Source organism: Serratia sp. AR11, assembly GCF_056376275.1.
Map to the genome: position 1 here is coordinate 768,368 of NZ_CM150739.1, position 26,733 is coordinate 795,100.

Annotated in this window: 22 protein-coding genes; 10 read left to right on the plus strand and 12 right to left on the minus strand. The window is 54.7% G+C overall.

Translation table 11 applies throughout. The annotated features are described in order from the left end of the window. Positions 1–21: 21 nt before the first annotated feature. The 4 genes from hofC to nadC all read right to left on the minus strand — a co-directional run bounded on the left by hofC (position 22) and on the right by nadC (position 4,198). Positions 22–1,221: a protein transport protein HofC gene (gene hofC, locus ACSOSI_RS03570; protein WP_476706556.1), complete on the minus strand. Its 1,200-nt coding sequence runs from the start codon at positions 1,219–1,221 to the stop codon at positions 22–24. Beyond that, a complete protein-coding gene (gene gspE, locus ACSOSI_RS03575) occupies positions 1,218–2,663 on the minus strand; it encodes a type II secretion system protein GspE (RefSeq protein ID WP_476706557.1) in 1,446 nt (481 codons plus the stop codon). Before gspE ends, hofC begins: the two co-directional genes overlap by 4 nt. Continuing rightward, positions 2,660–3,109 carry a prepilin peptidase-dependent pilin gene (gene ppdD / locus ACSOSI_RS03580; RefSeq protein WP_476706558.1) on the minus strand — a complete coding sequence of 150 codons (450 nt, stop codon included), beginning with the start codon at positions 3,107–3,109 and terminating at the stop codon, positions 2,660–2,662. Before ppdD ends, gspE begins: the two co-directional genes overlap by 4 nt. A gap of 198 nt (positions 3,110–3,307) precedes the next feature. Continuing rightward, the gene (gene nadC, locus ACSOSI_RS03585; RefSeq protein WP_476706559.1) at positions 3,308–4,198 is read right to left on the minus strand and encodes a carboxylating nicotinate-nucleotide diphosphorylase; all 891 of its coding nucleotides are present in this window, start codon (positions 4,196–4,198) and stop codon (positions 3,308–3,310) included. Between the two features lie 215 nt (positions 4,199–4,413). Between nadC and ampE the strand changes: the two genes are divergently transcribed. Then, a complete protein-coding gene (ampE, locus tag ACSOSI_RS03590; protein WP_454889177.1) occupies positions 4,414–5,268 on the plus strand; it encodes a beta-lactamase regulator AmpE in 855 nt (284 codons plus the stop codon). Positions 5,269–5,328: 60 nt separating this feature from the next. On the opposite strand, the gene hemL is transcribed toward ampE, so the two are convergent. After that, entirely contained in the window at positions 5,329–6,618 is a 1,290-nt protein-coding gene (gene hemL / locus ACSOSI_RS03595; RefSeq protein ID WP_017891616.1) for a glutamate-1-semialdehyde 2,1-aminomutase, read from the minus strand. A gap of 178 nt (positions 6,619–6,796) precedes the next feature. Here hemL and clcA point away from each other — a divergent pair, with 178 nt between their 5' ends. Then, complete coding sequence (gene clcA, locus ACSOSI_RS03600; RefSeq protein WP_476706560.1) at positions 6,797–8,236, plus strand: H(+)/Cl(-) exchange transporter ClcA; 1,440 nt, start codon at positions 6,797–6,799, stop codon at positions 8,234–8,236. An 89-nt stretch (positions 8,237–8,325) separates the two neighbouring features. Next, a complete protein-coding gene (erpA, locus tag ACSOSI_RS03605; protein ID WP_012005231.1) occupies positions 8,326–8,670 on the plus strand; it encodes an iron-sulfur cluster insertion protein ErpA in 345 nt (114 codons plus the stop codon). A 58-nt stretch (positions 8,671–8,728) separates the two neighbouring features. Here erpA and ACSOSI_RS03610 read toward each other — a convergent pair whose 3' ends face one another. The 4 genes from ACSOSI_RS03610 to mtnN all read right to left on the minus strand — a co-directional run bounded on the left by ACSOSI_RS03610 (position 8,729) and on the right by mtnN (position 11,327). Then, the gene (locus ACSOSI_RS03610) at positions 8,729–8,977 is read right to left on the minus strand and encodes a Csu type fimbrial protein (protein WP_135345175.1); all 249 of its coding nucleotides are present in this window, start codon (positions 8,975–8,977) and stop codon (positions 8,729–8,731) included. 226 nt (positions 8,978–9,203) lie between these two features. Continuing rightward, positions 9,204–9,818: a TRIC cation channel family protein gene (locus tag ACSOSI_RS03615; RefSeq protein WP_012005233.1), complete on the minus strand. Its 615-nt coding sequence runs from the start codon at positions 9,816–9,818 to the stop codon at positions 9,204–9,206. Next, positions 9,818–10,579 carry a vitamin B12 ABC transporter substrate-binding protein BtuF gene (gene btuF / locus ACSOSI_RS03620; protein ID WP_017891619.1) on the minus strand — a complete coding sequence of 254 codons (762 nt, stop codon included), beginning with the start codon at positions 10,577–10,579 and terminating at the stop codon, positions 9,818–9,820. The genes ACSOSI_RS03615 and btuF overlap by 1 nt, the downstream gene beginning before the upstream one ends. 46 nt (positions 10,580–10,625) lie before the next feature. Beyond that, complete coding sequence (gene mtnN, locus ACSOSI_RS03625; protein WP_017891620.1) at positions 10,626–11,327, minus strand: 5'-methylthioadenosine/S-adenosylhomocysteine nucleosidase; 702 nt, start codon at positions 11,325–11,327, stop codon at positions 10,626–10,628. A 129-nt stretch (positions 11,328–11,456) separates the two neighbouring features. On the opposite strand from mtnN, the gene dgt reads away from it, so the two are divergent. Continuing rightward, on the plus strand, positions 11,457–12,974 hold the full coding sequence (dgt, locus tag ACSOSI_RS03630) for a dGTPase (protein WP_476706561.1): 1,518 nt from the start codon (positions 11,457–11,459) through the stop codon (positions 12,972–12,974). A gap of 190 nt (positions 12,975–13,164) precedes the next feature. Beyond that, the gene (gene degP, locus ACSOSI_RS03635) at positions 13,165–14,595 is read left to right on the plus strand and encodes a serine endoprotease DegP (RefSeq protein ID WP_012005237.1); all 1,431 of its coding nucleotides are present in this window, start codon (positions 13,165–13,167) and stop codon (positions 14,593–14,595) included. Positions 14,596–14,661: 66 nt separating this feature from the next. Here degP and barA read toward each other — a convergent pair whose 3' ends face one another. Beyond that, positions 14,662–17,382 (minus strand): two-component sensor histidine kinase BarA, encoded by a 2,721-nt coding sequence (gene barA, locus ACSOSI_RS03640; RefSeq protein WP_476706562.1) that lies wholly within the window; start codon positions 17,380–17,382, stop codon positions 14,662–14,664. 515 nt (positions 17,383–17,897) lie between these two features. Here barA and relA point away from each other — a divergent pair. From relA to eno, 4 genes are all read left to right on the plus strand, one after another. Next, on the plus strand, positions 17,898–20,129 hold the full coding sequence (gene relA / locus ACSOSI_RS03645) for a GTP diphosphokinase (protein ID WP_012005240.1): 2,232 nt from the start codon (positions 17,898–17,900) through the stop codon (positions 20,127–20,129). Between the two features lie 60 nt (positions 20,130–20,189). Beyond that, positions 20,190–20,984: a nucleoside triphosphate pyrophosphohydrolase gene (mazG, locus tag ACSOSI_RS03650; RefSeq protein ID WP_012005241.1), complete on the plus strand. Its 795-nt coding sequence runs from the start codon at positions 20,190–20,192 to the stop codon at positions 20,982–20,984. 367 nt (positions 20,985–21,351) lie between these two features. Beyond that, positions 21,352–22,989 carry a glutamine hydrolyzing CTP synthase gene (gene pyrG, locus ACSOSI_RS03655; protein WP_012005242.1) on the plus strand — a complete coding sequence of 546 codons (1,638 nt, stop codon included), beginning with the start codon at positions 21,352–21,354 and terminating at the stop codon, positions 22,987–22,989. Positions 22,990–23,070: 81 nt separating this feature from the next. Then, positions 23,071–24,366 (plus strand): phosphopyruvate hydratase, encoded by a 1,296-nt coding sequence (gene eno / locus ACSOSI_RS03660; protein ID WP_012005243.1) that lies wholly within the window; start codon positions 23,071–23,073, stop codon positions 24,364–24,366. Positions 24,367–24,545: 179 nt separating this feature from the next. Here eno and lysC read toward each other — a convergent pair whose 3' ends face one another. Further along, positions 24,546–24,761: an Rz1-like lysis system protein LysC gene (gene lysC, locus ACSOSI_RS03665; RefSeq protein WP_369523087.1), complete on the minus strand. Its 216-nt coding sequence runs from the start codon at positions 24,759–24,761 to the stop codon at positions 24,546–24,548. Continuing rightward, positions 24,691–25,083 carry a hypothetical protein gene (locus tag ACSOSI_RS03670; RefSeq protein WP_112362972.1) on the minus strand — a complete coding sequence of 131 codons (393 nt, stop codon included), beginning with the start codon at positions 25,081–25,083 and terminating at the stop codon, positions 24,691–24,693. The genes lysC and ACSOSI_RS03670 overlap by 71 nt, the downstream gene beginning before the upstream one ends. Positions 25,084–25,428: 345 nt before the next feature. On the opposite strand from ACSOSI_RS03670, the gene ACSOSI_RS03675 reads away from it, so the two are divergent. Continuing rightward, on the plus strand, positions 25,429–26,310 hold the full coding sequence (locus ACSOSI_RS03675) for a LysR family transcriptional regulator (RefSeq protein WP_112362971.1): 882 nt from the start codon (positions 25,429–25,431) through the stop codon (positions 26,308–26,310). Positions 26,311–26,733: the final 423 nt, after the last annotated feature.

Here is a 26,733-nt window from a genome sequence, read left to right on the forward strand (position 1 = left end):
GCACTCAAGGTTTTCCAGAACTTACCCCAAAACGTTCCCCAACTGGAATATCGGCAAATACATGGCGATCACCAGCGTGCCGACGATCCCGCCCACCACCAGCATCAATATCGGTTCCAGCGTTTGCGCCAGCGTATCGGCCAACTCAAAAGTTTGCTGCTCATGCCACAGCGCCAGCTTGCCCAACAGCGTATCTAACGAGCCGGATTCTTCGCCCACCCGGACTAACTGCTGACAAAGCGGGGGGAAAAGTGCCTGTTCCCCCAACGCACTGTGGAAAGTCTGACCCTGCGCTATCTGGTGCTGCACCTTCTCCATCGCCTGTCGGTAAAACAGGTTGTCCACCGACAGCGCTGCGGCATTCAATCCTTCAACCAACGTGAGCCCGGCCTGCTGAGTCATGGCCAGAATGCGGAATATTTGGCTCAGGCAACCGCCCTTGATCAATTGAGCGATCAGCGGCAGGCGCAGTAATGCCGCCTGTTCGCGCCTGCGCCAGTGTGACTGCGGGTGCAGTCTTCGAAAATAAGCAAATATTGTGCAACCCAGTCCCGTCACCAGCCAGGGGCCGCCGTGGATCAACCAGGTAGAAAGGTTCAGCAGCCCCTGGGTAAACCACGGCAGCGGCGCATTGAAGGACTGATAGACGCCGGCAAATTCCGGTAACACCATGACCAACATCAGAATGCTCACCAACAGCGCGACTGCGCAGATAAACAAGGGATAACGCAGCGCCTTAACCACTTTCTTCTGCAATTTTTGCTGTGCTTCCTGCTGTTGGGCCAGTTGCAAACAGCACTGATCCAGGTGGCCGGTCAGTTCCCCAATGGCGATCAACTGGCGGTAGATCAGAGGAAAGATGGCATGTTGCCCGGCGATAACCTCGGAAAAGGGTTGGCCTTGCCGCACCTGTTCGCTGATGTCCCGCAGCAGACAGCGCCAGGCGGCAGACGGGTGTTCTGCCGCCAGCAACTGCAACCCGCTGACCAGCGGCAACCCGGCCTGCAGCAGGGTGGCAAGTTGGCGGGTGAACTGGAGCAAGGGTTCGCCGCGCCACTGACTGGGGGCAATGCGTTTCCCGCTGTTAATTTGGCAGGGTTGTAGCCCTTGTTCGATCAACCAGTGGCTGACCAAATTCTTTTCGCTGCACATCAGTTCGCCCTGACGCAGTTGACCCTGAGGGTCAATCGCCTGCCAGAGGAAAAGGCGCAGCGCTTTCAAGGAGCCTCCTCACCGGCAATGATGCCGACAATACGGTATACCTCTTCCAGCGATGTGACGCCTTGTGAAACCAGCGTTAACCCGGCTTGCAGCAGCGTTGTCTGCCCTTGCTGTTGGGCAATGTCGGCCAGTTCACCAGGGGCGGCGCCCCGTAACAGACCGGCCTGTACCTCTGGGGTGATGGTTAGCAATTCGTACACCCCGGTGCGGCCGTAGTAGCCGCTAAAGCAGTGTTCGCAGCCATCAGCCTGCCAGGGCAGCAGGGGTGTGGCCCAAATGGCGGCAGGGAAGCGTATGGGCTGGCTTTGCTGATAGCGGCAGTGGCTGCAAAGTTTGCGCACCAGCCGCTGGGCTATCACCAGCTTCAGGCAGGCGGCAGTCAGATAGCCGGGAATCCCCATATGGGTCAGGCGCGTCAGGGTTTCGCTGGTGGAGTTGGTGTGCAATGTGGATAGCACCAGATGGCCGGTTTGCGCGGCTTTAACCGCGATCTCTGCCGTTTCCCTGTCGCGGATTTCACCGATCATGATCACGTCCGGATCTTGTCGCAGTAAGGCGCGTAAAACGCGGGAAAAATCCAGGTCGGTTTTGGCATTGATTTGCGTCTGGTTAACGCCAAACAATGGGATCTCGATCGGATCCTCGACGCTGCATAAATTACTTTGCGCATCATTCAACTGACGCAGGCCGCTGTAAAGCGTCACGGTTTTACCACTGCCGGTCGGGCCGGTGACCAGGATCATACCCTGTGGGCAGGACAGTGCCTCGGCAAACTCCGCCAACGCCGGCGGATCCATTCCCAGCCGATCCAGCGGTAGCTCCTGGCGTTCGGTTTGCAGGACTCGCAGCACCACTTTTTCGCCGTGCAGCGTGGGCAGGGTGGCGATGCGCATCGAGTAACTGGCGTTATCCAATTGCACGCTGAGCTGACCATCCTGTGGCAAGCGACGTTCGGCAATGTCCAACTGCCCCATGATCTTCAGTCGGGCGATGAGGCGAGCGGCGAGCGTGAATGGCGGTGAGGTTATCGCCTGCAGTACCCCGTCGATACGCAGGCGGATACGTAGCGTCTGTTGGTAAGGCTCGAAATGAATATCCGAGGCACGCCGTTGAATGGCGATGCGCAGCGTCTGATTGATAAACTGCACAACGGGAGCGTCGCTGTCGTCGTTTAATGAGGGTGCATCAGGTTGTGTCTCCGGCACTTCTTGCGGGAGTCGATCGCCTTGTATTTGTCGTTGGTTCAGTTCCATTTCCAGCCGGGCGGCCGGCCACTGTTCCAGATGAATGCGCTTACCGGTGGCGAAACGCAGCGCCGACAGCAGCGCCTCTGGCGCCTCCGTAGTCAGGGCCACATTCAGACAGTACCGATCTTCGCTGAGCGCCAATGCCTGATAACGGCGGCACAGCGCATGGATTTCGTCACTGATCGTCGTACTCATGGTGTTGGCGCCGTCGTGGTGGCGTCAAAACGGAAAACTTCCTGGCAGGTTTCCTGCAGATTGGCGTTGCTGCTGGTGCACTGACGTGTCCAACGGGTCAGGCCGCTGGCGTTTTGGGTTGGGGTCAGTGCGACCGTCAGTCCTTGCAGCGTTTGCGTACCGGTCAGTGAGATCACGCCCTGGGTGACCTTGACTGCGCTGACGTAGCGTGAGGCATCACCGGCAGGGATACCTTGGCTGCCGGCGTTACAGCCTGTTGGCGCGCCAGTGTCGAGCACGCACAACTCAACGGCCAGTTTATACGGCGTCATGGTTTGCAGCATGTCGGTCATCGCTGCTTTTTGGATATAGCGCTGGTAGGCGGGAATGCCTATGGCGCTCAGGATGGCGATAATGGCGATCACCACCATCAGTTCGATTAGGGTAAAGCCGCGCTGTGTTTCCATCTGTTGTTGCCTCCGTGTGAATGTGGAAGCAAAGGTAAGCGTACAGGACGTGGGTTTCGAGCGGGTTATGGTCGTTTTTGGGCGCAGTTCCACAGCAATTTATCCGCATTGCAGAGGAAAGAAAAAAGATGGGGCGAGCTTCGCAATTCTGACGAGAAAATACCTCCCCGATGGACAGGGAGGCAGGGATGACGGAGTTTATTTAAAGCGCATCGACAGATCGAGCGCAGTCACGTGTTTGGTCAGGGCGCCAACAGAGATGTAGTCCACGCCGGTTTCGGCGAAGGTGCGCAGGGTTTCACTGGTCACGTTGCCTGAAACTTCCAGTTGGGCACGCCCCTGAGTTTGCGCCACGGCGGCACGCATCATCTCGACGCTGAAATTATCCAGCATGACGATGTCGGCACCGGCATCCAGCGCCTGCTGCAGTTCATCCAGCGATTCGACTTCCACCTCTACAGGCACGTCAGCATGCAGCCAGAATGCCTTCTCGACCGCCTTTTTAATCGAACCGGAGGCAATGATGTGGTTTTCCTTGATCAGGAAGGCATCGGAAAGCCCCAGGCGATGGTTACTGCCGCCGCCGCACAGCACGGCATATTTCAGCGCGGTGCGCAGCCCTGGCAGAGTTTTGCGGGTGTCCAGCAGGCGGGTTTGCGTGCCCTGCAACAGCGCCACGTAGCGGCTGACTTCGGTCGCTACGCCGGAAAGCGTCTGGACAAAATTCAGTGCGGTGCGCTCACCGGTCAACAATATCCGAGCCGGGCCGGTCAGTTTGCAGAGCGGCTGGTCTGGGACCAGGCTATCGCCGTCCGCCACCTGCCATTCCACTTTCACCTGGTTACCCAGTTGAATGAAGACTTCATTCAGCCAACGCTTACCACAAAAGATGCCGGGCTCGCGGGTAATAATGGTGGCTTCGGCCCGGGTGTCGGCCGGTAATAATTGCGCGGTAATATCGCGTTCGGCATCGACTTCACCACCCAGGTCTTCACGCAGCGCCTGGGCAACGGCATAGGGGATATCGCTTTCAATTCGTTCAAGAAGCTCGGTGCGGCGACTGTCGGCACTGTAGCGGCGTGTCGGCATAGAAAACTCCGAAATGGACGGTAATATCGTAGGGGGAACATGCTACTCTGTTGCCATGATAAGTACCACCGCAGCGCGGTGGTTGCACCGCTAATCTGGTATTAATCCGATCCAGCGGCGATATTTGAGCGGGATTTAAATCTGGCATCTCTGGAACAACCCGGCAAGCCTGATGACGCTATGCTTGGAACAATGGAAAGGGAGAGGAGTCGCTAATGACGCTGTTTACGCTGTTACTGGTTCTGGCGTGGGAACGTTTGTTCAAGCTGGGTGAGCATTGGCAGTTGGACCATCGCCTGGAGGTGGTGTTTCATCGGTTGCATCGGTTCTCGCTGGCGCAGACGTTGCTGATGACCCTGGCCTGGATGGTGGTGGTCGGGGGCATTCTGTGGCTGTCTCAAGGGTTGTTTTTTGGCGTAGTGACGCTATTGCTGTGGATTATCATTGATTTGCTGTGTGTGGGTGCGGGCATCAAGCGTAAACACTATCGCGCCTATCTGAAAGCGGCGCGGCAGGGGGATGTTCATGCCAGCGACCAGATGGCGGAGGAGCTGGCACTGATCCACGGTTTGCCGGTGGATTGCAGCGAAGAGCTGCGCCTGCGTGAACTGCAAAATGCGTTGCTGTGGATTAACTTCCGTTATTATCTGGCACCGCTGTTCTGGTTCGTGGTCTGCGGGCCTTATGGGCCGATTGCGCTGGCGGGCTACTCCTTCCTGCGTGCTTACCAGACCTGGTTGGCGCGCCATAATACCCCGCTGGAGCGTTCGCAGTCGGGCATCGATCATCTGTTGAACTGGCTGGACTGGATCCCGGTGCGTCTGGCCGGTGTGGCTTACGCCCTGTTTGGACATGGTGAGCGAGCACTGCCGGCATGGTTTGCATCGCTGGGCGATCTCCATTCTTCGCAGTATCAGGTGCTGACGCGGCTGGCACAGTTCTCACTGGCGCGTGATCCCCATATGGATCCGGTGCAGACCCCGCGCGCGGCGGTAACCCTGGCACGTAAGGTGACGATGATTATCGTGGTGGTGGTGGCGCTGCTGACGATTTACGGTACTTTGCTCTGACGGCGAAATTTGGAAGTAAAAACGGGCGCTGAGCGCCCGTTTTTATTGGATAGCCGAAACTTACAGTTTGGCGAAGCAGCGGCGCGCGGCATCGATAGTGCGCTGAATGTCTTCTTTGCTGTGCGCAATGGACATAAAGCCGGCCTCGAAGGCAGAAGGCGCCAGATAAACCCCTTCCTCCAGCATCAGATGGAAGAAACGCTTGAAGCGCTCTACATCGCACTGCATCACGTCCTGATAACTGGTGACTGACGGCGCATCGGTAAAGAACAGGCCGAACATGCCGCCAACGTGGTTCACCACCAGCGCGACGTTTTCTTCTTTAGCCGCGTGCAGCAGGCCGGCTGCCAGCATATCGGTCAGTTCGGTCAGCGTCTGGTGGACACCGACCTGCGAAACTTCGGTCAGGCAGGCAAAGCCTGCCGCCATCGCAATCGGGTTACCGGACAGCGTGCCTGCCTGATAGACCGGGCCGGTAGGTGCCAGCGCGGCCATCACTTCACGACGGCCGCCGAATGCGCCAACAGGCATGCCGCCGCCGATGATTTTACCCAGACAGGTGAGGTCCGGCACCACATCGTAATAGGATTGTGCCCCGGCCAGCGCCACGCGGAAGCCGGTCATGACTTCGTCGATAATCAGCAGCGCGCCGTACTTGTCGCACAGCGCACGCAGGCCCGGCAGGAATTCTGGCAGTGGCGGTACGCAGTTCATGTTACCGGCGACCGGTTCGACGATGATGCAGGCGATCTCGGAAGGATACTGCTCAAATGCGGTGCGTACCGAGTCCAGATCGTTAAAGGTGCAGGTCAGGGTGTGCTTGGCAAAGTCAGCCGGCACGCCCGGGGAGTTTGGCTGGCCCAGGGTCAGCGCGCCGGAACCGGCTTTCACCAGCAGGCAGTCGGCGTGGCCGTGGTAGCAGCCTTCAAACTTGATGATTTTATCGCGGTTGGTGTAGCCGCGTGCCAGACGAATGGCGCTCATGGTGGCTTCGGTCCCCGAGTTCACCATGCGTACCATATCCATGGTCGGCACCAGTTCGGTGACCAGCTCCGCCATTTTAACTTCCATCTCGGTAGGGGCGCCAAAGCTCAGGCCGCGCTGCGCCGCTTCGATGACCGCGTTGCGGATCGCCGGGTGGTTGTGCCCCAATACCATTGGGCCCCAGGAACCGACGTAGTCGATATAGGCTTTGCCGTCGACGTCGAACAGGTAAGCCCCGTCCGCCCGTTCGATAAACAGCGGCACACCGCCAACGCCGTTGAATGCACGCACCGGAGAGTTAACCCCGCCTGGGATTACCTGTTTTGCCTGGGCATACAGACTTTCGGACTTGCTGTGTAAGCTCATAAATCGGCTCCTGGATTCTGTTTGAATGATTTGACCGCGCTATTCTAGTGAAGTGTTCGCCGATATGAAACGATCACAGTCAGATACCTATTTAGAGGGGCGGTCAGTCTGCGGGTAGGCTAGAATAATCAGCTGGCCTATTTGTATTACATTTGATTCCATTAATGAATAACCCATTATGACTGAATTACAGCAACAACCGCCGCTAGCGCGTGCTCCGCGCCTGAAACGTAGCGACGCGGTGCGCCAGCTTATACGCCGGGATAAAACGCCGGTGGCGATCCTGTTGATGGCGGCACTGGTGGGAACCCTGGCGGGTTTGCTCGGCGTGGCCTTTGATAAAGCGGTGGATTGGGTGCAGCAACAGCGTTTGTCCGGGCTGGCACAGGTCGCCGATTATTGGATCCTGGTTTGGCCGCTGGCCTTTATTCTTTACGCCGCGTTGGCGGTGTTGGGGTACTACCTGGTGCACCGTTTTGCCCCGGAGGCGGGCGGTTCGGGTATCCCGGAGATCGAAGGGGCGTTGGAAGAGTTGCGCCCGGTGCGCTGGTGGCGGGTGATCCCGGTGAAGTTTATCGGCGGCATGGGGACGCTGGGGGCAGGCATGGTGCTGGGGCGCGAAGGGCCTACGGTGCAAATGGGTGGCAATGTCGGGCGCATGGTGCTGGATATCTTCCGCATGCGCGGTGCCGAAGCACGTCATTCGCTATTGGCCACCGGTGCGGCTGCCGGCCTTTCCGCCGCCTTCAACGCGCCGTTGGCGGGCATTTTGTTTATCATTGAAGAGATGCGTCCGCAGTTCCGCTATAACCTGATCTCGATTAAAGCGGTATTTATCGGCGTCATTATGTCGAGCGTGGTGTTCCAGCTGTTCAACGGCGAGGGTTCGGTGATCGCGGTGGGCAAGCTCTCTTCGGCACCGATTAACACCCTTTGGCTGTACTTGGTGCTGGGGGCGATCTTTGGTGCGGTGGGCGTGATGTTCAACGCGCTGATTTTCCGCACCCAGGACATGTTCGCTCGCCTGCACGGCGGCAAAATGCGTAAGGTTTTGCTGATAGGTGGATTGCTTGGCGGCATTTGCGGCATTTTGGGGCTGATCCAGCCGGAAGCGGCCGGCGGGGGTTTTGGGCTGATCCCGATCGCCGCGGCAGGTAACTACAGCGTCGGCATGCTGATGTTTATTTTTATTACCCGGGTGATCACCACGCTGTTATGTTTTGGCTCCGGCGCGCCGGGCGGGATTTTTGCGCCGATGCTGGCGCTGGGTACGCTGTTTGGCACCGCTTTTGGCCTGGCCGGTGCCCATCTGTTCCCTGCGTACGGTATCGAGGCCGGTACCTTTGCCATTGCCGGAATGGGCGCCCTGTTTGCCGCCACGGTGCGTGCGCCGCTGACCGGTATTGTGCTGGTGCTGGAAATGTCCGATAACTACCAGCTGATACTGCCAATGATTATTACCTGCCTGGGGGCTACCTTGGTAGCACAGTTCCTCGGCGGTAAACCGTTGTATTCCTCAATATTGGCTCGTACCTTACAGCGGCAGGAAGCGCTGCAGGCGCGTGAAGCGGCAGATAAAACAGGTAAAGAAGATACAACAAATGCGGTGAATACTTGAACGCAACACTCAGGTATTAGATAATCAATAACATTAATCCGGCCGCCATTGTAGCGACCTGATGCAGAACAATGTTGGGAGTAAAGAGTATGAGTGATGAAACAGCACTGCCCCTGCAATTTACCGAGGCAGCAGCAAGCAAGGTTAAAGTCCTGATTGCTGATGAAGAAAATCCGGATCTGAAGTTGCGGGTTTATATTACCGGTGGCGGCTGCAGCGGATTCCAGTACGGCTTCACTTTTGACGACAAGGTCAACGATGGCGACATGACCATAGAGAAGCAGGGCGTTGCGCTGGTGGTAGACCCAATGAGCCTGCAATATCTGGTCGGCGGTTCGGTCGATTATACCGAAGGGCTGGAAGGCTCCCGCTTCGTGGTGACCAACCCGAACGCCAAAACCACCTGCGGCTGCGGATCCTCGTTCAGCGTCTGATCCTGCCTGCTGCAGTATAAAACCCGCCAACCTCACCGGTTTGCGGGTTTTTTTATCGCTACCATTCCACCGTGACCAGCTCCTGATGAGGATTATGTTCACCCTCGGTCAGCAACCGGCTGCGGGTGACTTTAGGCTGGGGATCGGCCGTACCGCCGCATTTTATCTGAGGCTCTGGGCCGTCAGTACGCACGCTGCACTTTGGGGTAATGGTCAGGCTGACACCGATTTGCCCGCTGGTGGCGCCGGCATAAACGAGGGGGCTGCACAGCAGCGCACTGAATAAAAACAGAATATTTTTCATCATTTGGGGAATAGCCATCCGTAAGCAATCACATAGTGGCTTATCGGCAAAAAGTTAATAAGATTTAACAGGGCGGGATAATAATTAACCTGGGGTTAAAAAGTTTATTACATTGTTTTCCCTGCGTTTTTCAGGCAATGATAATAACACTTTGCTCATTAATTGGTCGAAAATTCTGTTTTGAAATGTGACAGCTTGATAAAGCTCCGCCCGAAACCGGGCGGAGGGATTAGCGTTCGAGGATAAAGGCGGGAAGTTTCAGGTGCCAGCGAATGGCCGCCAGGCGGATCGCCAGCGTGATGCCCATGCCGAGCATCATCGCCTGTTGCAGCGGCATACCGAAGGTCGCATAGGCCGTAGCATGCACAATGCCGCCGATGATGCAGGCGGTGGCGTAAATTTCAGTTCTCAGGATCATCGGAATTTCCCGCGCCAGCACATCGCGGATAATACCGCCGCCGACCCCGGTGATCACCCCCATGCAGATTGCCACCAGCGGACTGGCGTCGGCCGCAAAGGCTTTATTGACCCCGATGCCGACAAACACCGCCAGCCCAACGGCGTCCAGCACCGGCAAGATCCACTTGGGCAGACGGCGCGGCTGGCGTACCAGCAGCAGCGTCAGCACGCAGGTGATCATGGCGACCACCAAATCGGTGGGATCCTTCACCCAGAATACCGGCCCGTTGGCTAACGCCATATCGCGGATGGTGCCGCCACCGACCGCCGTGACCACGCCCAGTACCAGTACGCCGAACGGATCCATCCGCAACTTGCCTGCCAACAACACGCCGGAAATGGCGAAAACCGCGGTGCCGAGAATATCCAGCCAGAACACCAGCATTAATGAATCTCCGCCAGTTGGCTGCACAGTTGTTGCGCCGCCAGCATGATGCGCGGGCCGGCGCGGTTGAACCAGTCGCCATTCACCGCAAGCACCGGTACCTGCAGTTGCGGCGCCCAGAAGGCTTTCACGCTGGCGATTTCTTTTTGGTCGCCGGTAATGACGATGGCCTGCGGTTGGCGGGCCAGTACCTGCTCGCGGCTGATTTGCGGCCACGGCATGCGGCTGTCGGCAAAAATGTTCTCAGCGCCACACAGTGACAGCACCTGGCTTTGCAAGGTGGCTCCGGAACTGGTGAACAGCGGCTGGGTGCCGAATTGCAGCAACACCCGTCGCGGCTGACTGTGCGGATATTTTGCCTTCAGCGCGGCAATTTGCTGACGGATCGCGTTCGCGGCCTGATGCGCTTGTTCTGGGTGTGGGCTGTATTGGGCCAGGTCATCCAGCCGCTGGGCGATGTCATCGATGGTGGTGGCATCGGCATAAAAGATCGGGATGCCAAAAGAGGCGATCTGATCCAGCACCCGTTGTGGATTGCCGCCGCGCCAGGCCAGGATCAGATCCGGCTTCAGCGCCAGCACCCGCTCCAGGTTGATGCCTTGCCAGGAAGCGACTTGCTCCAGCTTGCTGGCCGCCGGGGGATAGTCGGAATAAGCGCTTACTGCCAGCAGGGTATCGCCCATGCCGGCAGCATAGGCAAGCTCGGTGGTGTTGGGTGCCAGGCTGATCACCCGTTGGGCGGCGCCGACGGGCAGCGCCATCCATAATACCAGCAGCCACAGCAGGGCTGAAAAGCGTCGCGTCACATCAACCGCGCTTAGCCAGAGTCTGCAGCATGGCGTTAACCATCAGCGTAGATTGCTTGGCCGCCACGACAAGAAACTCGTCAAAGCTCATGTGCGATTCGCTGTCGGCCACGTCAGAGATAGCGCGCACTACCACAAACGGCGTGCCGAACAGGTGGCAGACGTGCCCGACTGCCGCGGCTTCCATTTCTACTGCCGCTACGTTCGGGAAGGTAGCGCGGATGCGTGCCAGTGGCTCTGCACCGTTAATGAAAGCATCACCGCTGCAAATCAGGCCGCGTACAGCGTTCAGGTTCAATTGCTTAATGCAGCTTTCGGCCAGCGCAATCAGCGCGTCGTCTGCCACAAACGCGGCTGGGCAGCCGGCCATCTGACCTGGCTCGTAACCAAAGGCGGTCACGTCGGCATCGTGGTAGCGCACTTCTTCGGATACCACAATATCGCCGACCTTCAGCGTGCTGGCCAGGCCACCGGCGGAACCGGTATTGATCACCAGGTCCGGCTTGCAGTGTTCCAGCAGCAGGGTGGTACCCATGGCGGCAGAAACCTTACCGATGCCGGATTTGAGCAGCGCCACGTCAACACCGCCGATCTGGCCGGTATAGATTTCACAGCCCGCGCGTTGAAGGGTCTGACGGTTTTCAATTTGATCGCGCAGCAGGGTGACTTCCTGCTCCATTGCGCCGATGATGCCTACTTTCATAAATAACGCTCACTGATTGGGTGTGGGAATTTCGCCATAGTCTATCATGGCTCTCATAGAGAGATAATCCGTTGCATATGCCGTCGGGAATTGTTATCACGGAGGCAGGGTGCAACGGCGGAGAAACAGATGTCCGGGATCGACTTTAAGCAGAAAATCAGCTTCCAGCGGCCATTCAGCAAGCCAATTGAAGCCGAGGAAGAATACGACATTGTCCGGCAGTTCGAGAGCGATCGCGGGCGCATAGTCAATTCCGCCGCCATTCGCCGTCTGCAGCAAAAAACCCAGGTGTTTCCTCTCGAGCGTAACGCCGCGGTCCGCAGTCGCCTGACGCACTCGATGGAAGTGCAACAGGTCGGAAGGCATATCGCCAAAGAGATCCTCAATCGTTTTAAACAGGACGGGCGAGTCGAGGCTCTCGGCCTGACCAAACTGCTGGATCCTTTTGAAAGCATTGTCGAAATGGCCTGCCTGATGCACGACATCGGTAACCCGCCTTTTGGTCATTTTGGCGAGTCGGCGATTAACAACTGGTTTTCCCAGCGTCTCGATCCCGCCAGCTGCGGCAGCGAACCGGCCAGCAACGATCGCTGCCAGGTCAGCGCATTGCGTCTGCACGAAGGCGAGAGCGATCTTAACCGCTTGCGCAGCCGCATCCGTCAGGATCTCAGCCATTTTGAAGGTAATGCCCAGGCGATCCGGTTGGTGCATACCCTGCTGAAGCTTAACCTGACCTACGCGCAGGTGGGCTGTATCCTGAAATATACCCGCCCGGCCTATTGGGCGAGTGACATTCCCGCCAGCCATAATTACCTGATGAAAAAACCGGGCTTTTATCTGGCAGAAGAGGCCTTTGTCGATCGCCTGCGGCGCGAGCTGAATATGGGCGAGTTCGACCGTTTCCCATTGACCTATATTATGGAAGCCGCTGACGATATTTCCTACTGCGTGGCCGATCTGGAAGATGCGGTGGAAAAAAACATTTTTACCGTCGAGCAGCTTTACCAGCATTTAACCCAGGAGTGGGGCGAAGTCACGCCTGGCGATTTGTTTGATAAAACCGTGGCCAGCGCTTTTCGCAAGATTGCGCACGGTGGTGCGCGGCGCAGTAGCGAAGATCAGTTCTTCATGTATTTACGGGTCTTTACCGTGGCGCGATTGGTCCCGCATGCGGCGCAGCGTTTTATTGATAACCTGGAGGCGGTCTATCAGGGGAACTTTAATCAGGCGCTGCTGGAGGACTCCAGCCCGGCTTACCAATTACTGAAAATATTCAAGAATGTCGCGTTCAAACACGTGTTCAATCACCCCGAAGTGGAACAGTTGGAGCTGCAGGGCTACCGGGTGATCAGCGGCCTGCTGGATATCTACAGCCCACTGTTGGCGATGCCGCTGGCGGACTTTACCCTGTTGGTGCAGGGAGACAGCCACCGAGCTTACCCGATCGAAACGCGTCTGTTTCATAAGCTTTCAACCAAGCATCGGCTGGCCTATATCGAAGCGATTGAAGGCCTGCAACATCTGTCACCCGAGCAGTTGGCGATCCGCGAGTATTATTTCCGTGCGCGGTTACTGCAGGATTATATCAGCGGCATGACCGATCTTTATGCCTATGACGAATACCGGCGATTAATGGCTGCGGAATAATTCATTCAGCTAATAAATATTATTTTAAGCACTTTGCCTGGTGCTACGGTCCTATTTGGAGTTTTGTAAAGACGGACAATATTTGTTTACTATTACCAATAACCTGCGCCGGAACTTAGCGGTATTAATAGGTTCTGATTATGCACAAAGACCGTAATACTTTCTGAACGACTTTATAAGAGACACACAGATGAAAAAAACCGCATTAGTTCTGAGCGCATTGGCATTCAGTATTGGTATGGCGATGGGTCCGATGACGGCCAGCGCCGCAGAAACCGCTTCTTCCAGCACTCAACAATTGCCAAGCCTGGCACCGATGCTGGAAAAAGTGATGCCTTCCGTGGTGAGCATTAATGTTGAAGGCAGCACCACGGTCAATACGGCGAAGATGCCGCCGCAGTTCCAACAGTTCTTCGGTGAAGATTCACCGTTCTGCCAGGACGGTTCACCGTTCCAGGCTTCGCCGATGTGTCAGGGTGGCGAGCCGGGTGCACCGGGTCAGGGGACCCAGCAGAAATTCCAGGCGCTGGGCGCCGGGGTGGTGATTGATGCCGCTAAAGGCTACGTGGTGACCAACAATCACGTGGTGGATAACGCCAATAAAATTCAGGTCCAATTGAACGACGGCCGTAAATTTGACGCCAAGGTGATCGGCAAGGATCCACGCTCCGATATCGCGCTGATCCAACTGAAAGACTTTAAAAATCTGACAGCGATCAAAATGGCAGACTCCGAGCAACTGCGAGTAGGTGATTACACCGTCGCGATCGGCAACCCGTATGGGCTGGGTGAGACCGCCACTTCTGGCATCGTATCTGCGCTGGGCCGCAGCGGCTTGAATATCGAAAACTACGAGAACTTTATCCAGACCGATGCGGCGATTAACCGCGGTAACTCCGGTGGTGCGTTGGTTAACCTGAACGGTGAACTGATCGGCATTAACACCGCCATTTTGGCACCGGACGGCGGCAACATCGGTATCGGCTTTGCCATCCCGAGCAACATGGTGAAAAACCTGACGGCGCAGATGGTCGAATATGGCCAGGTGAAACGCGGCGAATTGGGCATTATGGGTACCGAACTGAACTCTGAGCTGGCGAAAGCGATGAAAGTGGACGCGCAGCGTGGGGCCTTTGTCAGCCAGGTGATGCCGAAATCCTCTGCCGCCAAGGCGGGTATCAAGGCCGGTGATGTGATTGTTACCATGAACGGTAAAGCCATCTCCAGCTTCGCGTCGTTCCGTGCGGAAATCGGTACTTTGCCGGTCGGCAGCAAAATGTCGCTGGGCATTATCCGCGACGGCAAGCCGGTTACCGTGGACGTCACGCTGGAGCAAAGCGCCCAGACTCAGGTTGAATCCGGCAATATCTACACCGGTATTGAAGGCGCCGAACTGAGCAATGGTCAGGCTGGCGCTCAGAAAGGCGTGAAGGTGGATAACGTCAAGGCCGGCAGCGCTGCCGCACGTATCGGCCTGAAAAAAGGCGACTTTATCCTTGGGGTTAACCAGCAGCCGATCCAGAACCTGGGCGAACTGCGTAAAATCCTCGACAGCAAACCGTCGGTACTGGCGCTGAATATCCTGCGCGGTGACACCACGCTGTATCTGCTGATGCAGTAAGGTTAACCAGCCAATCCTTGTGAACAAGGCACTCCACGACGGAGTGCCTTTTTGTTGCCTGTCGTATCAGGCCAGATGAGCGCGAGCCGCCTGGCTGACCAGCTCAATTTCATCCAACAGTTCCAGCCATTCCGGCTCCAGCTCGTCGTTGCTGACGCCCTGACGTAACTGCTGTTCAAGGTAGAAACACAGCTGTTTCAGGCGCGGTACGCCGCTGTAGCTGCAACTGCCGTGCAGCTTGTGGATCAAATCGAGAATGCCGTCATCCGGCGTGCCGTCCAGTATCGCTTGCACCCGTCCGCTGACCTGCGGCAGGAAATCGAGCAGCATCTGCAGCAGGTCATGCGCCAGATCGGGCTTGTTCGCCGCCTGACGCAACGCCAACGGCCAGTCGAGCGACAGCAGTGGTTGATTGACCGCAGTTTCCGGCTCCGGCTCGCCGCTGTAGTAACGCGCCAGTACGCGCGTCAGCATCGCTTCGTCAATCGGCTTGGCCAGATAGTCATCCATCCCGGCCTGCAACAAATGCTCGCGCTCGCCGCTGACCGCGTGGGCGGTGACGGCGACGATTGGCGTCGAATTGTGGTGCGGCAGTTGGCGGATCAACTCGCTGGTACGAATGCCGTCAATATTGGGCATCTGAATATCCATCAGGATCAAGTCCAGCACGTTGTCGCGCGCCAGCTGCAGCGCTTCTTCGCCGCTTTCGCACAGCAGGGTCTTTTCCACCTGCTCGGCCAGCAGAGTGCCAATCAGCTTCAGATTGGCCGGATTATCATCGACCGCCATCACCGTCAGCGGCAGGCGTTTATGTTCCGGCAGGGCGGCGAGGCGCGGCGGTGTTTCCATGCGCAGCAGCGGGAACAGACGGTTGCTGGTGATCGGCTTGATCAGGCAGCCGGCCGCACCCTGTTGTTTAAGCTGTTCGGCGTTGATTTGTGATTGGCAGGGCAGGGCCAGAATCACCCGGTCGGCGATTTTCAGCGCCGCCAGCAGTTTGCTTTCGTGCTGCGCCATATTCTCACGGAACGGGATCGGTACCCCGACCAGCAGGAAGTCGTAATTTTTCTTCGGCAACTGGGCCAGCGTTGGCGAATGGGTGATCACCAAATGGGTGACGCTCAGCATATTCAGCGTCGCCTGCGCCGCCATCGGGTTGGCTTCGATATAGCCGAGGGTCTTGCCTTGCAGATCCGGCAGGTTCGACGGCAGCGACAGCATGCCCTCGTGCAGGTCGAGGGTAATGTGGAACCAGAAGGTCGAACCACGGTTCAGCTGGCTGTGGAAACAGATATCGCCGCCCATCTCTTTCACCAGCTTTTGGGTGATCACCAGCCCCAGGCCGGTACCGCCGTGGCGGCGCGAAATGCTGGCATCCGCCTGACGGAACGCCTGGAACAGTTGCGACTGCTGCCGTTCGGAGATGCCAATGCCGGTGTCATGGATTTGTACTTCCAGCTCCATCTGGCGCTCTTGCTGGCCACGCAGCTCGACGCGGATATCGATGTTGCCGGTTTCGGTAAATTTGATCGCGTTGCCCAGCAGGTTGGTAATGATCTGTTGCAGCCGCAAGGAGTCGCCAATCACCTGTTCCGGCACGTCGTTATGCACGTCCAGCGTCAACTCCAGCCCTTTCTCATGGGCGCTGGGCGCCAGCAGCACTATCACTTCGTCCAGCGTCTCGCGCAGCGCGAACGGGATATGCTCCAGCACCAGCTTGCCGGCCTCCAGCTTGGAGAAGTCCAGCACGTCGTTGATGATGGTCAGCAGGTTGTTGGCCGAGCGCTCGATGGTTTGCAGATAGTCGGTCTGGGTGACGCTCATTTCGGTTTTCAGCATCTGGCGGGTAAAACCGATCACGCCGTTGAGCGGGGTACGCAGCTCGTGCGACATGTTCGCCAGGAATTCGGATTTGATGCGCGCCGCTTCCTGGGCACGTTTTTTTGCCAGGTCCAGCTCGACGTTCTGGATCTCCATTTGCTCCAGCGTCTCGCGCAGATCGGAGGTCGCCTGATCAATATTCTGCTGCATCTCTTCGTGGTAGGCGGTGAGCGACATCGCCATCGAGTTAATGCCGTTCTTCAGCATGTGCAGTTCACCGAGCATAAAGCCTTCGACGCGGCTGTCGAGCTGGCCGCGGCGGATGCGGTCAACGGTATTGACCATATTGCGGATCGGGCCGGTGACGTCGCGCATCAGGCGGTAAGCGAACAAAATGGCGATACACATGCACAGCAACAGCAGCAGGGTAGAGACAAACACCTCTTTGTATTGCTGTAACCGGACCGACTGCAGATCCAGCTCGATCGCCACATAGCCCAGGCGGTTGTCCTGCGGAGGATCGCTGCTGGCGGCCTGGTCCGGATACTGGCTCTCCGCCAGGATCGGGGTGCGCAGGATCAGTGAGTCGCCACGCCGTGTCAGCATCAGGTCGGTGGGGATGGGTACCCCTTTCGGCAACTGCAGTTGGGTAAAGTTGTGATGATAATTGGAGGTGACAAACAGATTATTCTGCGCGTCGAACACCGTAATCGAGCGCACGATATCTGAATGACGGCGGTGCAACAGGCTGACCAACTGCCTGACCGATTCGCGGCTGCGGAACGTCATGCCGTACTCGCTGGCCACCGCCAGCGGTTCGATAATACTGGCACCGGCGTCAACCAGCTGTTCCTGCAATTCATTGTAGCGATGCACTACGAAGAAGGTGCTGAGCAACAGACCAATCAACAGCGTTGGGGCCAGAATCAGGATCATCATGCGCGCCCGCAGGCTGTATTTGGTCATGGGTTTCCAAAGTGGGAAAATTGCCGGACAGACTCTACTTTAAATGAACCGGCGCTCGATCGACAAACTATGGTGCATTTCTTTATTCGGCACCCTGCGGTGAGCGCCTCGAAAAACTGCGCGGTGAAACGCCGTATTATCAGGTCGGCGGACTACGCTTAGACTGCCGTCCGTGTGACTTTATTCATATAAATAGCTTATTAAATCAGTGAATGGTGGGGCAGGCCCTTGAATGGTTCGCTATTCAACCCAATGATCGGGTATTGGATCTGTTCTGCGGTCAGGGCCATTCTGCCCAGCCGTTGGCGCGACGCGCCGCTGGCATAGAGGTGTTGCCACACCGCGAGCGAATGGGCAATATAATGCACATAAGAATAGGCTGAGTTATGCCGGCTTCTTATCGTCTTGCGCGTGTGTGGATATTGGAGCGGTTTTCGCATACGGGGCATCTTGAGTCAATGGCGCTGTTGATTAACGGTTTTGCGCCAGAGGTCGCTGCAAAGTAGGGAGAGGTTATGGTTGCGGTAAGAAGTGCACATCTGAACACGGCTGGCGAATTTGCTCTCGACGAGTGGATTGCCAGCTTGGGGCTACCTAACCCGCAGTCATGTGAGCGATTAGCCGCAACCTGGCGCTACTGTGAGCAACAGACTCAGAACCATCCCAACGCGTCGCTGTTACTGTGGCGCGGGCTGGAAATGGTTGAAATCCTCTCCACCCTGAGCATGGACAACGACAGCATGCGCGCCGCGCTGCTGTTCCCGTTGGTGGATGCCGGTATCGTGGATGAAGAAACCCTGACCGAAGCCTTCGGCAAGGGCATCACCTACCTGGTACATGGCGTACGCGATATGGACGCCATTCGCCAACTGAAAGCCACCCAAAACGATTCGATGGCCTCCGAACAGGTCGACAACGTGCGCCGCATGCTGTTGGCGATGGTGGAGGATTTCCGCTGCGTGGTGATCAAGCTGGCGGAGCGTATCGCCCACCTGCGTGAAGTGAAAGACGCGCCGGAAGACGAACGCGTCCTGGCGGCCAAAGAGTGTTCGAATATCTATGCGCCACTGGCCAACCGTCTCGGTATCGGCCAACTGAAATGGGAGCTGGAAGATTTCTGCTTCCGTTACCTGCACCCGGACGAATACAAACGCATCGCCAAGCTGCTGCATGAGCGCCGTATCGATCGCGAACAGTTTATCGATGATTTCGTCGCCTCGCTGCGTAATGCTATGGTTGATGAAGGCGTCAAGGCGGACATCTACGGCCGTCCAAAACATATCTACAGCATCTGGCGCAAGATGCAGAAGAAGGCGCTGGCGTTTGACGAGCTGTTTGACGTGCGCGCGGTGCGCGTGGTGGTCGAGCGCTTGCAGGACTGCTATGCGGCGCTGGGGATTGTGCATACCCACTTCCGCCATCTGCCGGATGAGTTCGATGACTATGTCGCCAACCCGAAACCCAACGGTTACCAGTCGATCCACACCGTAGTTCTGGGGCCACGCGGTAAAACGCTGGAGATCCAGATCCGTACCCGCCAGATGCATGAAGACGCCGAACTGGGCGTGGCCGCGCACTGGAAATACAAAGAGGGCGCGGTTGCGACGGTACGTTCCGGCTATGAAGAACGCATCGCCTGGCTACGCAAACTGATCGCCTGGCAGGAAGAGATGGCGGACTCCGGCGAAATGCTCGACGAGGTTCGCAGCCAGGTGTTCGACGATCGGGTTTACGTGTTTACCCCGAAAGGCGACGTGGTGGATCTGCCGGCCGGCTCCACGCCGCTCGACTTTGCCTATCATATTCACAGCGACGTTGGCCACCGCTGCATCGGCGCCAAAATTGGCGGCCGTATCGTGCCCTTTACCTATCAGTTGCGAATGGGCGATCAGATTGAAATCATCACCCAGAAGCAGCCGAACCCGAGCCGCGACTGGCTGAACCCGAACCTGGGCTATGTCACCACCAGCCGTGGGCGCTCCAAAATCCACAACTGGTTCCGCAAGCAGGATCGCGACAAGAACATCCTGGCCGGTCGCCAAATGCTGGACAGCGAGCTGGAGCACCTCGGTATCAGCCTGAAAGAGGCCGAGAAACTGCTGATCCCGCGTTACAACATGAATTCGCTGGATGAAATACTGGCGGCGATTGGCGGCGGGGATATTCGTCTGAATCAGATGGTGAACTTCCTGCAGGGTAAGTTCAACAAACCGAGTGCTGAGGAGCAGGATCGCGAAGCGTTGCGCCAGCTGGTGCAGCACAAAGCGCCGGCAGCCACCCGCAGCAAGGACAACGGCCGGGTGGTGGTGGAAGGGGTAGGCAACCTGATGCACCACATTGCCCGCTGCTGCCAGCCGATCCCGGGTGACGATATTATCGGCTTTATCACCCAGGGCCGCGGCATTTCGATCCACCGGGCAGACTGTGACCAACTGGTGGATCTGCAGTCACACGCGCCGGAACGCATCGTTGACGCGGTGTGGGGTGAGAGCTATTCCAGCGGATACTCGCTGGTGGTCCGCGTGATGGCCAACGATCGCAGCGGTCTGCTGCGCGACATCACCACCATTTTGGCCAACGAAAAGGTCAACGTGCTGGGCGTGGCCAGCCGCAGCGACACCAAAAAGCAGTTGGCGACCATCGATATGGACATTGAAATCTACAACCAGCAGGTGCTGGGCCGGGTATTGGCCAAGCTCAATCAACTGCCGGACGTGATTGATGCCAAACGACTGCACGGCAGTTAACCTTACATTTTTTATCGCGGGGCCCATATATTGGGCCTCGCTCGTTTCAGAGACTTCGTCATGACCCAATCTTCTCCGTTACAACGCTTGCTGAACATCATGAGAACGCTGCGCGATCCGCAGGCCGGTTGCCCGTGGGACCGCAAGCAGACCTTTGCCACTATCGCCCCTTACACGCTGGAAGAAACCTATGAGGTGCTGGATGCCATAGAGCGTCAGGACTACGGCGATCTTCGTGACGAACTGGGTGACCTGCTGTTTCAGGTGGTGTTTTACGCCCAGATGGGCCAGGAGCAGGGGCTGTTTGACTTCGACGAGGTATGCAATGCCATCAGCGACAAGCTGGAACGCCGTCATCCGCATATTTTTGGCGAAGCCGATGCAGCAGACAGTGAGGCCGTTGCGGCGCGCTGGGAGCAACTGAAAGCCGGTGAACGCGCCGAGAAAGAGCTGCATTCGGCGTTGGATGATATTCCGCAGGCGCTGCCGGCGTTGATGAAGGCGCATAAAATTCAGAAACGCTGTGCCTCGGTCGGTTTTGACTGGCACACCCTGGGGCCGGTGCTGGACAAGGTGTACGAAGAGATCGACGAAGTGATGCATGAAGCGCGGCAGGCGGTGGTCGACGAACAGAAGCTGGAAGAGGAAATCGGCGATTTGCTGTTCGCCACGGTGAATTTATCGCGTCATCTTGGCCACAAGGCAGAAAACGCGCTACAGGCCGCCAATCGCAAGTTCGAGCGCCGTTTCCGTCAGGTGGAAGAAATTGTCAAACAGCGCGGGCTGCAGATGGGCGAAGCCACGCTGGAGCAGATGGAAGAGGCGTGGCAACAGGTTAAACGCCAGGAAAACTAATCAGCAGCAGTGCTGTCCTATGATTATCGCAATGTTGATCGGCGACAAGATTTACGCAAGCTGAAACGGTTAAGCTCAGGGTCATGGTTTGCTGAACTGTGGTCCGCCGACAGTAAAACGCCAACAAACTGAATTCTAAGGCGTTTTATTATCCCGAAAGGGCGGTAAATTGAATTTTTCTGTGCTAACTCATTGTTTTAAAAAGAGCGTTTCTAGCGGGCCGAAAGAGTAAACCCGGATGAACTCCCGAGGGGAAAAGAGATGATGGACAGTAAAACGATCGTTTGTAGGTCTGAAGAGGTTCGGGTATACTACTTTCCCGTCTTGGTTCTTCCATCGTCTTTAAACCTAAACTCTCAGGTTCAGCATGACAACTAATTATATTTTTGTGACCGGCGGGGTCGTATCCTCTCTGGGTAAAGGCATTGCCGCAGCCTCTCTGGCGGCTATTCTTGAAGCCCGTGGCCTCAACGTTACCATCATGAAACTGGACCCGTACATCAACGTGGATCCGGGCACCATGAGCCCGATTCAGCATGGGGAAGTTTTCGTCACCGAAGACGGCGCAGAAACCGATCTGGATTTGGGTCACTACGAGCGCTACATCCGTACCAAAATGTCGCGTCGCAACAACTTCACCACCGGTCGTATCTACTCCGACGTTCTGCGTAAAGAACGCCGTGGCGACTATCTGGGCGCAACCGTACAGGTTATTCCGCACATCACCAACGCGATCAAAGAGCGTATCCTCGAAGGTGGCGAAGGTCACGACGTGGTATTGGTGGAAGTTGGCGGTACCGTGGGCGATATCGAATCGCTGCCGTTCCTGGAAGCCATTCGTCAGATGGCCGTGGAAGTGGGCCGTGAGCACACCCTGTACATGCATCTGACGCTGGTGCCGTACCTGGCCGCTGCCGGTGAAGTGAAAACCAAACCTACCCAGCATTCCGTAAAAGAGCTGCTTTCCATCGGTATTCAGCCTGATGTGCTGATTTGCCGTTCTGATCGCGCCGTTCCTGCTAACGAACGTGCAAAAATCGCACTTTTCTGTAACGTGCCGGAAAAAGCGGTTATCTCCCTCAAAGACGTTGATTCTATTTATAAAATCCCAGGCCTCTTGAAATCTCAGGGGCTTGATGATTATATTTGTAAACGATTCAGCCTCAATGCGCCGGAAGCCAACCTGGCCGAATGGGAGCAGGTGATTTACGAAGAAGCCAATCCGGGCGGCGAAGTGACCATCGGTATGGTCGGCAAATATGTCGAACTGCCGGATGCCTATAAGTCGGTGATTGAAGCTTTGAAACACGGCGGCCTGAAAAATCGTCTGACAGTGAACATCAAGCTGATCGACTCGCAGGATGTGGAAACCCGTGGCGTAGAAGTGCTGAAAGGTCTGGATGCTATCCTGATCCCAGGCGGCTTCGGTTACCGTGGTGTGGAAGGCAAGGTGATGACCGCGCGTTACGCGCGTGAAAATAACATCCCTTACTTGGGCATCTGCCTGGGTATGCAGGTGGCACTGATGGAGTTCGCCCGCAACGTGGTGGGTATGGAGAACGCCAACTCTACCGAGTTTGTGCCAGACTGTAAGTACCCGGTGGTGGCGTTGATCACCGAGTGGCGCGACGAAGACGGCAACGTCGAAGTGCGTACTGAAGAAAGCGATTTGGGTGGCACGATGCGTGTCGGTGGCCAGCAATGCCACCTGACCGACAATAGCCTGGTGCGTCAGATGTACGGCGAACCGACCATTGTTGAACGTCATCGTCACCGTTATGAAGTTAACAACATGCTGTTGAAGCAGATCGAAGCCGCCGGGCTGTTGGTTGCCGGCCGTTCCGCAGACAACAAGCTGGTTGAGATTATCGAACTGCCGAATCACCCGTGGTTTGTAGCTTGTCAGTTCCACCCGGAATTTACTTCGACGCCGCGTGATGGTCATCCGCTGTTCGCCGGCTTTGTGAAGGCCGCTGGTGAGTATCAGAAGCGCCAGGTGAAATAAAATATTTGGTAGGCGGCGCGCGGTGAGAACCGCGCGCTGTTTGTCTGGAGTTTTAGTTTAACTTGTACTGAGGAAAACCTAATGTCCAAAATCGTTAAAGTCATCGGTCGTGAAATCATCGACTCCCGCGGTAACCCGACTGTTGAAGCCGAAGTGCATCTGGAAGGCGGTTTCGTAGGTCTGGCTGCTGCGCCGTCAGGTGCTTCTACCGGTTCCCGTGAAGCACTGGAACTGCGTGACGGTGACAAGTCTCGTTTCCTGGGTAAAGGCGTACTGAAAGCCGTTGCTGCAGTAAATGGCCCGATTGCTCAGGCAGTACTGGGTAAAGATGCCAAAGACCAGGCTAACATCGACAAGATCATGATCGACCTGGACGGCACCGAAAACAAATCTCAGTTCGGCGCTAACGCCATTCTGGCGGTTTCTCTGGCTGCTGCCAAAGCGGCTGCGGCTTCCAAAGGTATGCCGCTGTATGAGCACATCGCTGAGCTGAACGGCACCCCAGGCAAATTCTCTATGCCACTGCCTATGATGAACATCATCAACGGCGGCGAGCACGCTGACAACAACGTCGATATTCAGGAATTTATGATTCAGCCGGTTGGCGCTAAATCCCTGAAAGAAGCCGTTCGCATCGGTTCTGAAGTTTTCCATCACCTGGCCAAAGTGCTGAAGGCCAAAGGCCTGAACACGGCTGTCGGTGATGAAGGCGGCTACGCACCAAACCTGGGTTCCAACGCTGAAGCGCTGGCGGTTATCGCTGAAGCGGTAAAAGCAGCAGGCTACGAGCTGGGCAAAGACGTGACCCTGGCAATGGACTGTGCGGCTTCCGAGTTCTACAAAGACGGTAAATACGTACTGGCCGGCGAAGGCAACAAAGCCTTCACTTCCGAAGAGTTCACTCACTTCCTGGAAGACCTGACCAAACAGTACCCAATCGTGTCCATCGAAGATGGCCTGGACGAATCTGACTGGGATGGTTTCGCATACCAGACCAAAGTGCTGGGCGACAAAATCCAGCTGGTGGGCGACGACCTGTTCGTTACCAACACCAAGATCCTGAAAGAAGGCATCGAGAAAGGCATCGCTAACTCCATCCTGATCAAATTCAACCAGATCGGTTCTCTGACCGAAACTCTGGCTGCTATCAAGATGGCGAAAGACGCAGGCTACACCGCGGTGATCTCTCACCGTTCAGGTGAAACCGAAGACGCAACTATCGCAGACCTCGCGGTAGGTACTGCGGCTGGCCAGATCAAAACCGGTTCCATGAGCCGTTCTGACCGCGTTGCCAAATACAACCAACTGATCCGTATTGAAGAAGCGCTGGGTTCACGCGCACCTTTCAATGGCCTGAAAGAAGTTAAAGGTCAGTAATAACGGTTTGATTCGTTGTTAAATAAAACCCGTAATGCCGGTCACTTAAGGTGGCCGGCATTTTTTTATAGAGTATTTACGTTTCAATGATTTCAGTTCCCGGTAGCAGCGTTCTATTTCCCTACGAGAATAAGCCAGAAAGCAAAAAGGTCAACTAGCATGCGAAACTAACAATAAAGCTATTTTGACTGCAAGAAATTACTGTCAGCATCACGAGCGAATTTTTTTAATATTGAACTAATGGCTTCTTTATCTGTGTTGCAGGCATTGAGTGCCTGGTGAAGAATAACAACATAGTCTGGATAATCCCTCCATCTCATTATATTAGCTCTCGGAATCGGGCAAGGAGTCAGCAGGCTCGGCGGAATGAAACGCACCTGAGCTGATGGCTTCATACTGCACCCGCAGAATATCAGCAGGCACAAGCTGGTCAGCACAATAATCATTGATCTCAATATCACGAAGGATTTTACGTGTAGCATATGCTTTTTCCTGTAATTGAAGTGATTTTTTTTTATGGTTTGCCATCGTGTCAGCGACAATGGCAGCTTGCTTTTCAATCAATAATATTTTTTCGGTCAGTGCCAAAACATTATCAGACGCATGCTGATATTTATTCTGAAGATGATTAATATATCCGTATTGAATATAAATAACGCCACCCGCACTGATGAGTAGGGTTATACCTATTGAGATCATTAACTTTGGAAACCGCATGAACCCTCCGGGATAGAGTTGTGTTCTAGAAAAAGTCATTCAGGATGTTTGACTTTATAAATTCAAAATATAGATGCAGCCTAAAAACACAGAAAGTTATTTCTTGTTATTTATATATCATTCGTTTAGCTTCAGCATTATCTGCTGGCTGTCATAAGCCGTTATTCGGTTGATGTAGAGACATTTATGTCAATAAGCGTTGAATAACTTTATGGTTTTTTTTGCGAGTGTGGTTATTTTTTTGTTATTAGTGTGTGTAAATAGGTAAACTTGATCAATATCAAAGAGATATACCTTTTTGTGTAATACTTTCAAATTATATAGTTAGTGAAAAAGGTATCTCACATGATTTTCTCAAGAAAAATAAAGCATTTTATGAAAGTAATTGAAGAAGGGAGTTACTCTAAAGCTTCGGAATCCCTTTGTTTAACAACCTCCGCTTTAAGGCACTCTATTTATGAGTTAGAGAGGGGCGTTTCTAGTAAGCTTTTTTTACGATGTAATTCAGGTATAGTGTTGACTGATAATGGGCGATGTCTTTACAAATCACTATGTCCTATATATCACGAAGTTAATAGAATTTATAATGACTTTATGCAGGATAACAGTACAGCAACGCGCATAAAAATATTTATGGATGGATTTTACTATCCCGTTGTTGTTGATAACTTGAAGATAATCCAATCTCAATTATGTAAAGAGGTCGTAATTTCACAGATTGAACACTCGGCACATAAAGAACTTGCTTTAGGGAATTGTGATATTGCAATAAGCACAGTGATAGGAATTCCTGAATCATCTAGACATATATCTAATTTGTTTCTCTCCAGAGAGGCGGTTGGGATACTGGTGAGTAAAAAAGCACTGGTAAAATGTAAGGACATAAAAACATTACTAAAAAATGAGGAGGTTCTGCATCGAAGTGAATTACTAAATCATCCCATATATAAGTATGTATGTAATAGAATAGGATGTTATGGTCTTGAGTGTAATTTCATTGGGATGCCAGATTTTAGCGATATTATGGAAACTATAAGTGGGGGGAATGGATTGACTATGATTACCGAAGATTTTATTAAAAGGAGAAGAATTAATGAAGATATTTTAGAGTTTATACCTAATCCATTTCCTGAACCGATAATCTTTGAGAGACATATGTTTTTCCATACGGAAAATTATCATGAGTTCGGCAAGATCGCTACGATACTAAAAAACTCCAGATTATAATGGTCAATTGATAATATTTAGAATTATTTAATATGAAAACCCCTACCGAAAAAACACATTAGCAGATGTATCAATTAATCTTGCAAACCAGTATGAATTACCAGTTAAAATAATAAATGCTAGCCATAAAACGGCTGTGACTGTTTGTGATGTTCATACTGGTTTGTAGTTTTAGACCAGTTAAAAAATTCAACATAAAGGGTTTGCGTTCTCCTTGTTTTATTGTTCAAGTTTCCTGCTGCTGACTAGTTCAAAAATCTATATCCTACCCTCATAAAATAAAATTAACCTCGTTAATTCTTTAATAAACCATTGACGCATTATCTCCTCCATCGCAGTTTATGGTTATCTCTACGTAATATATTTTGTAACGGCGTTACCCGATATAATTAACTGGGTTGATCATGACGTATCGCCTAACCT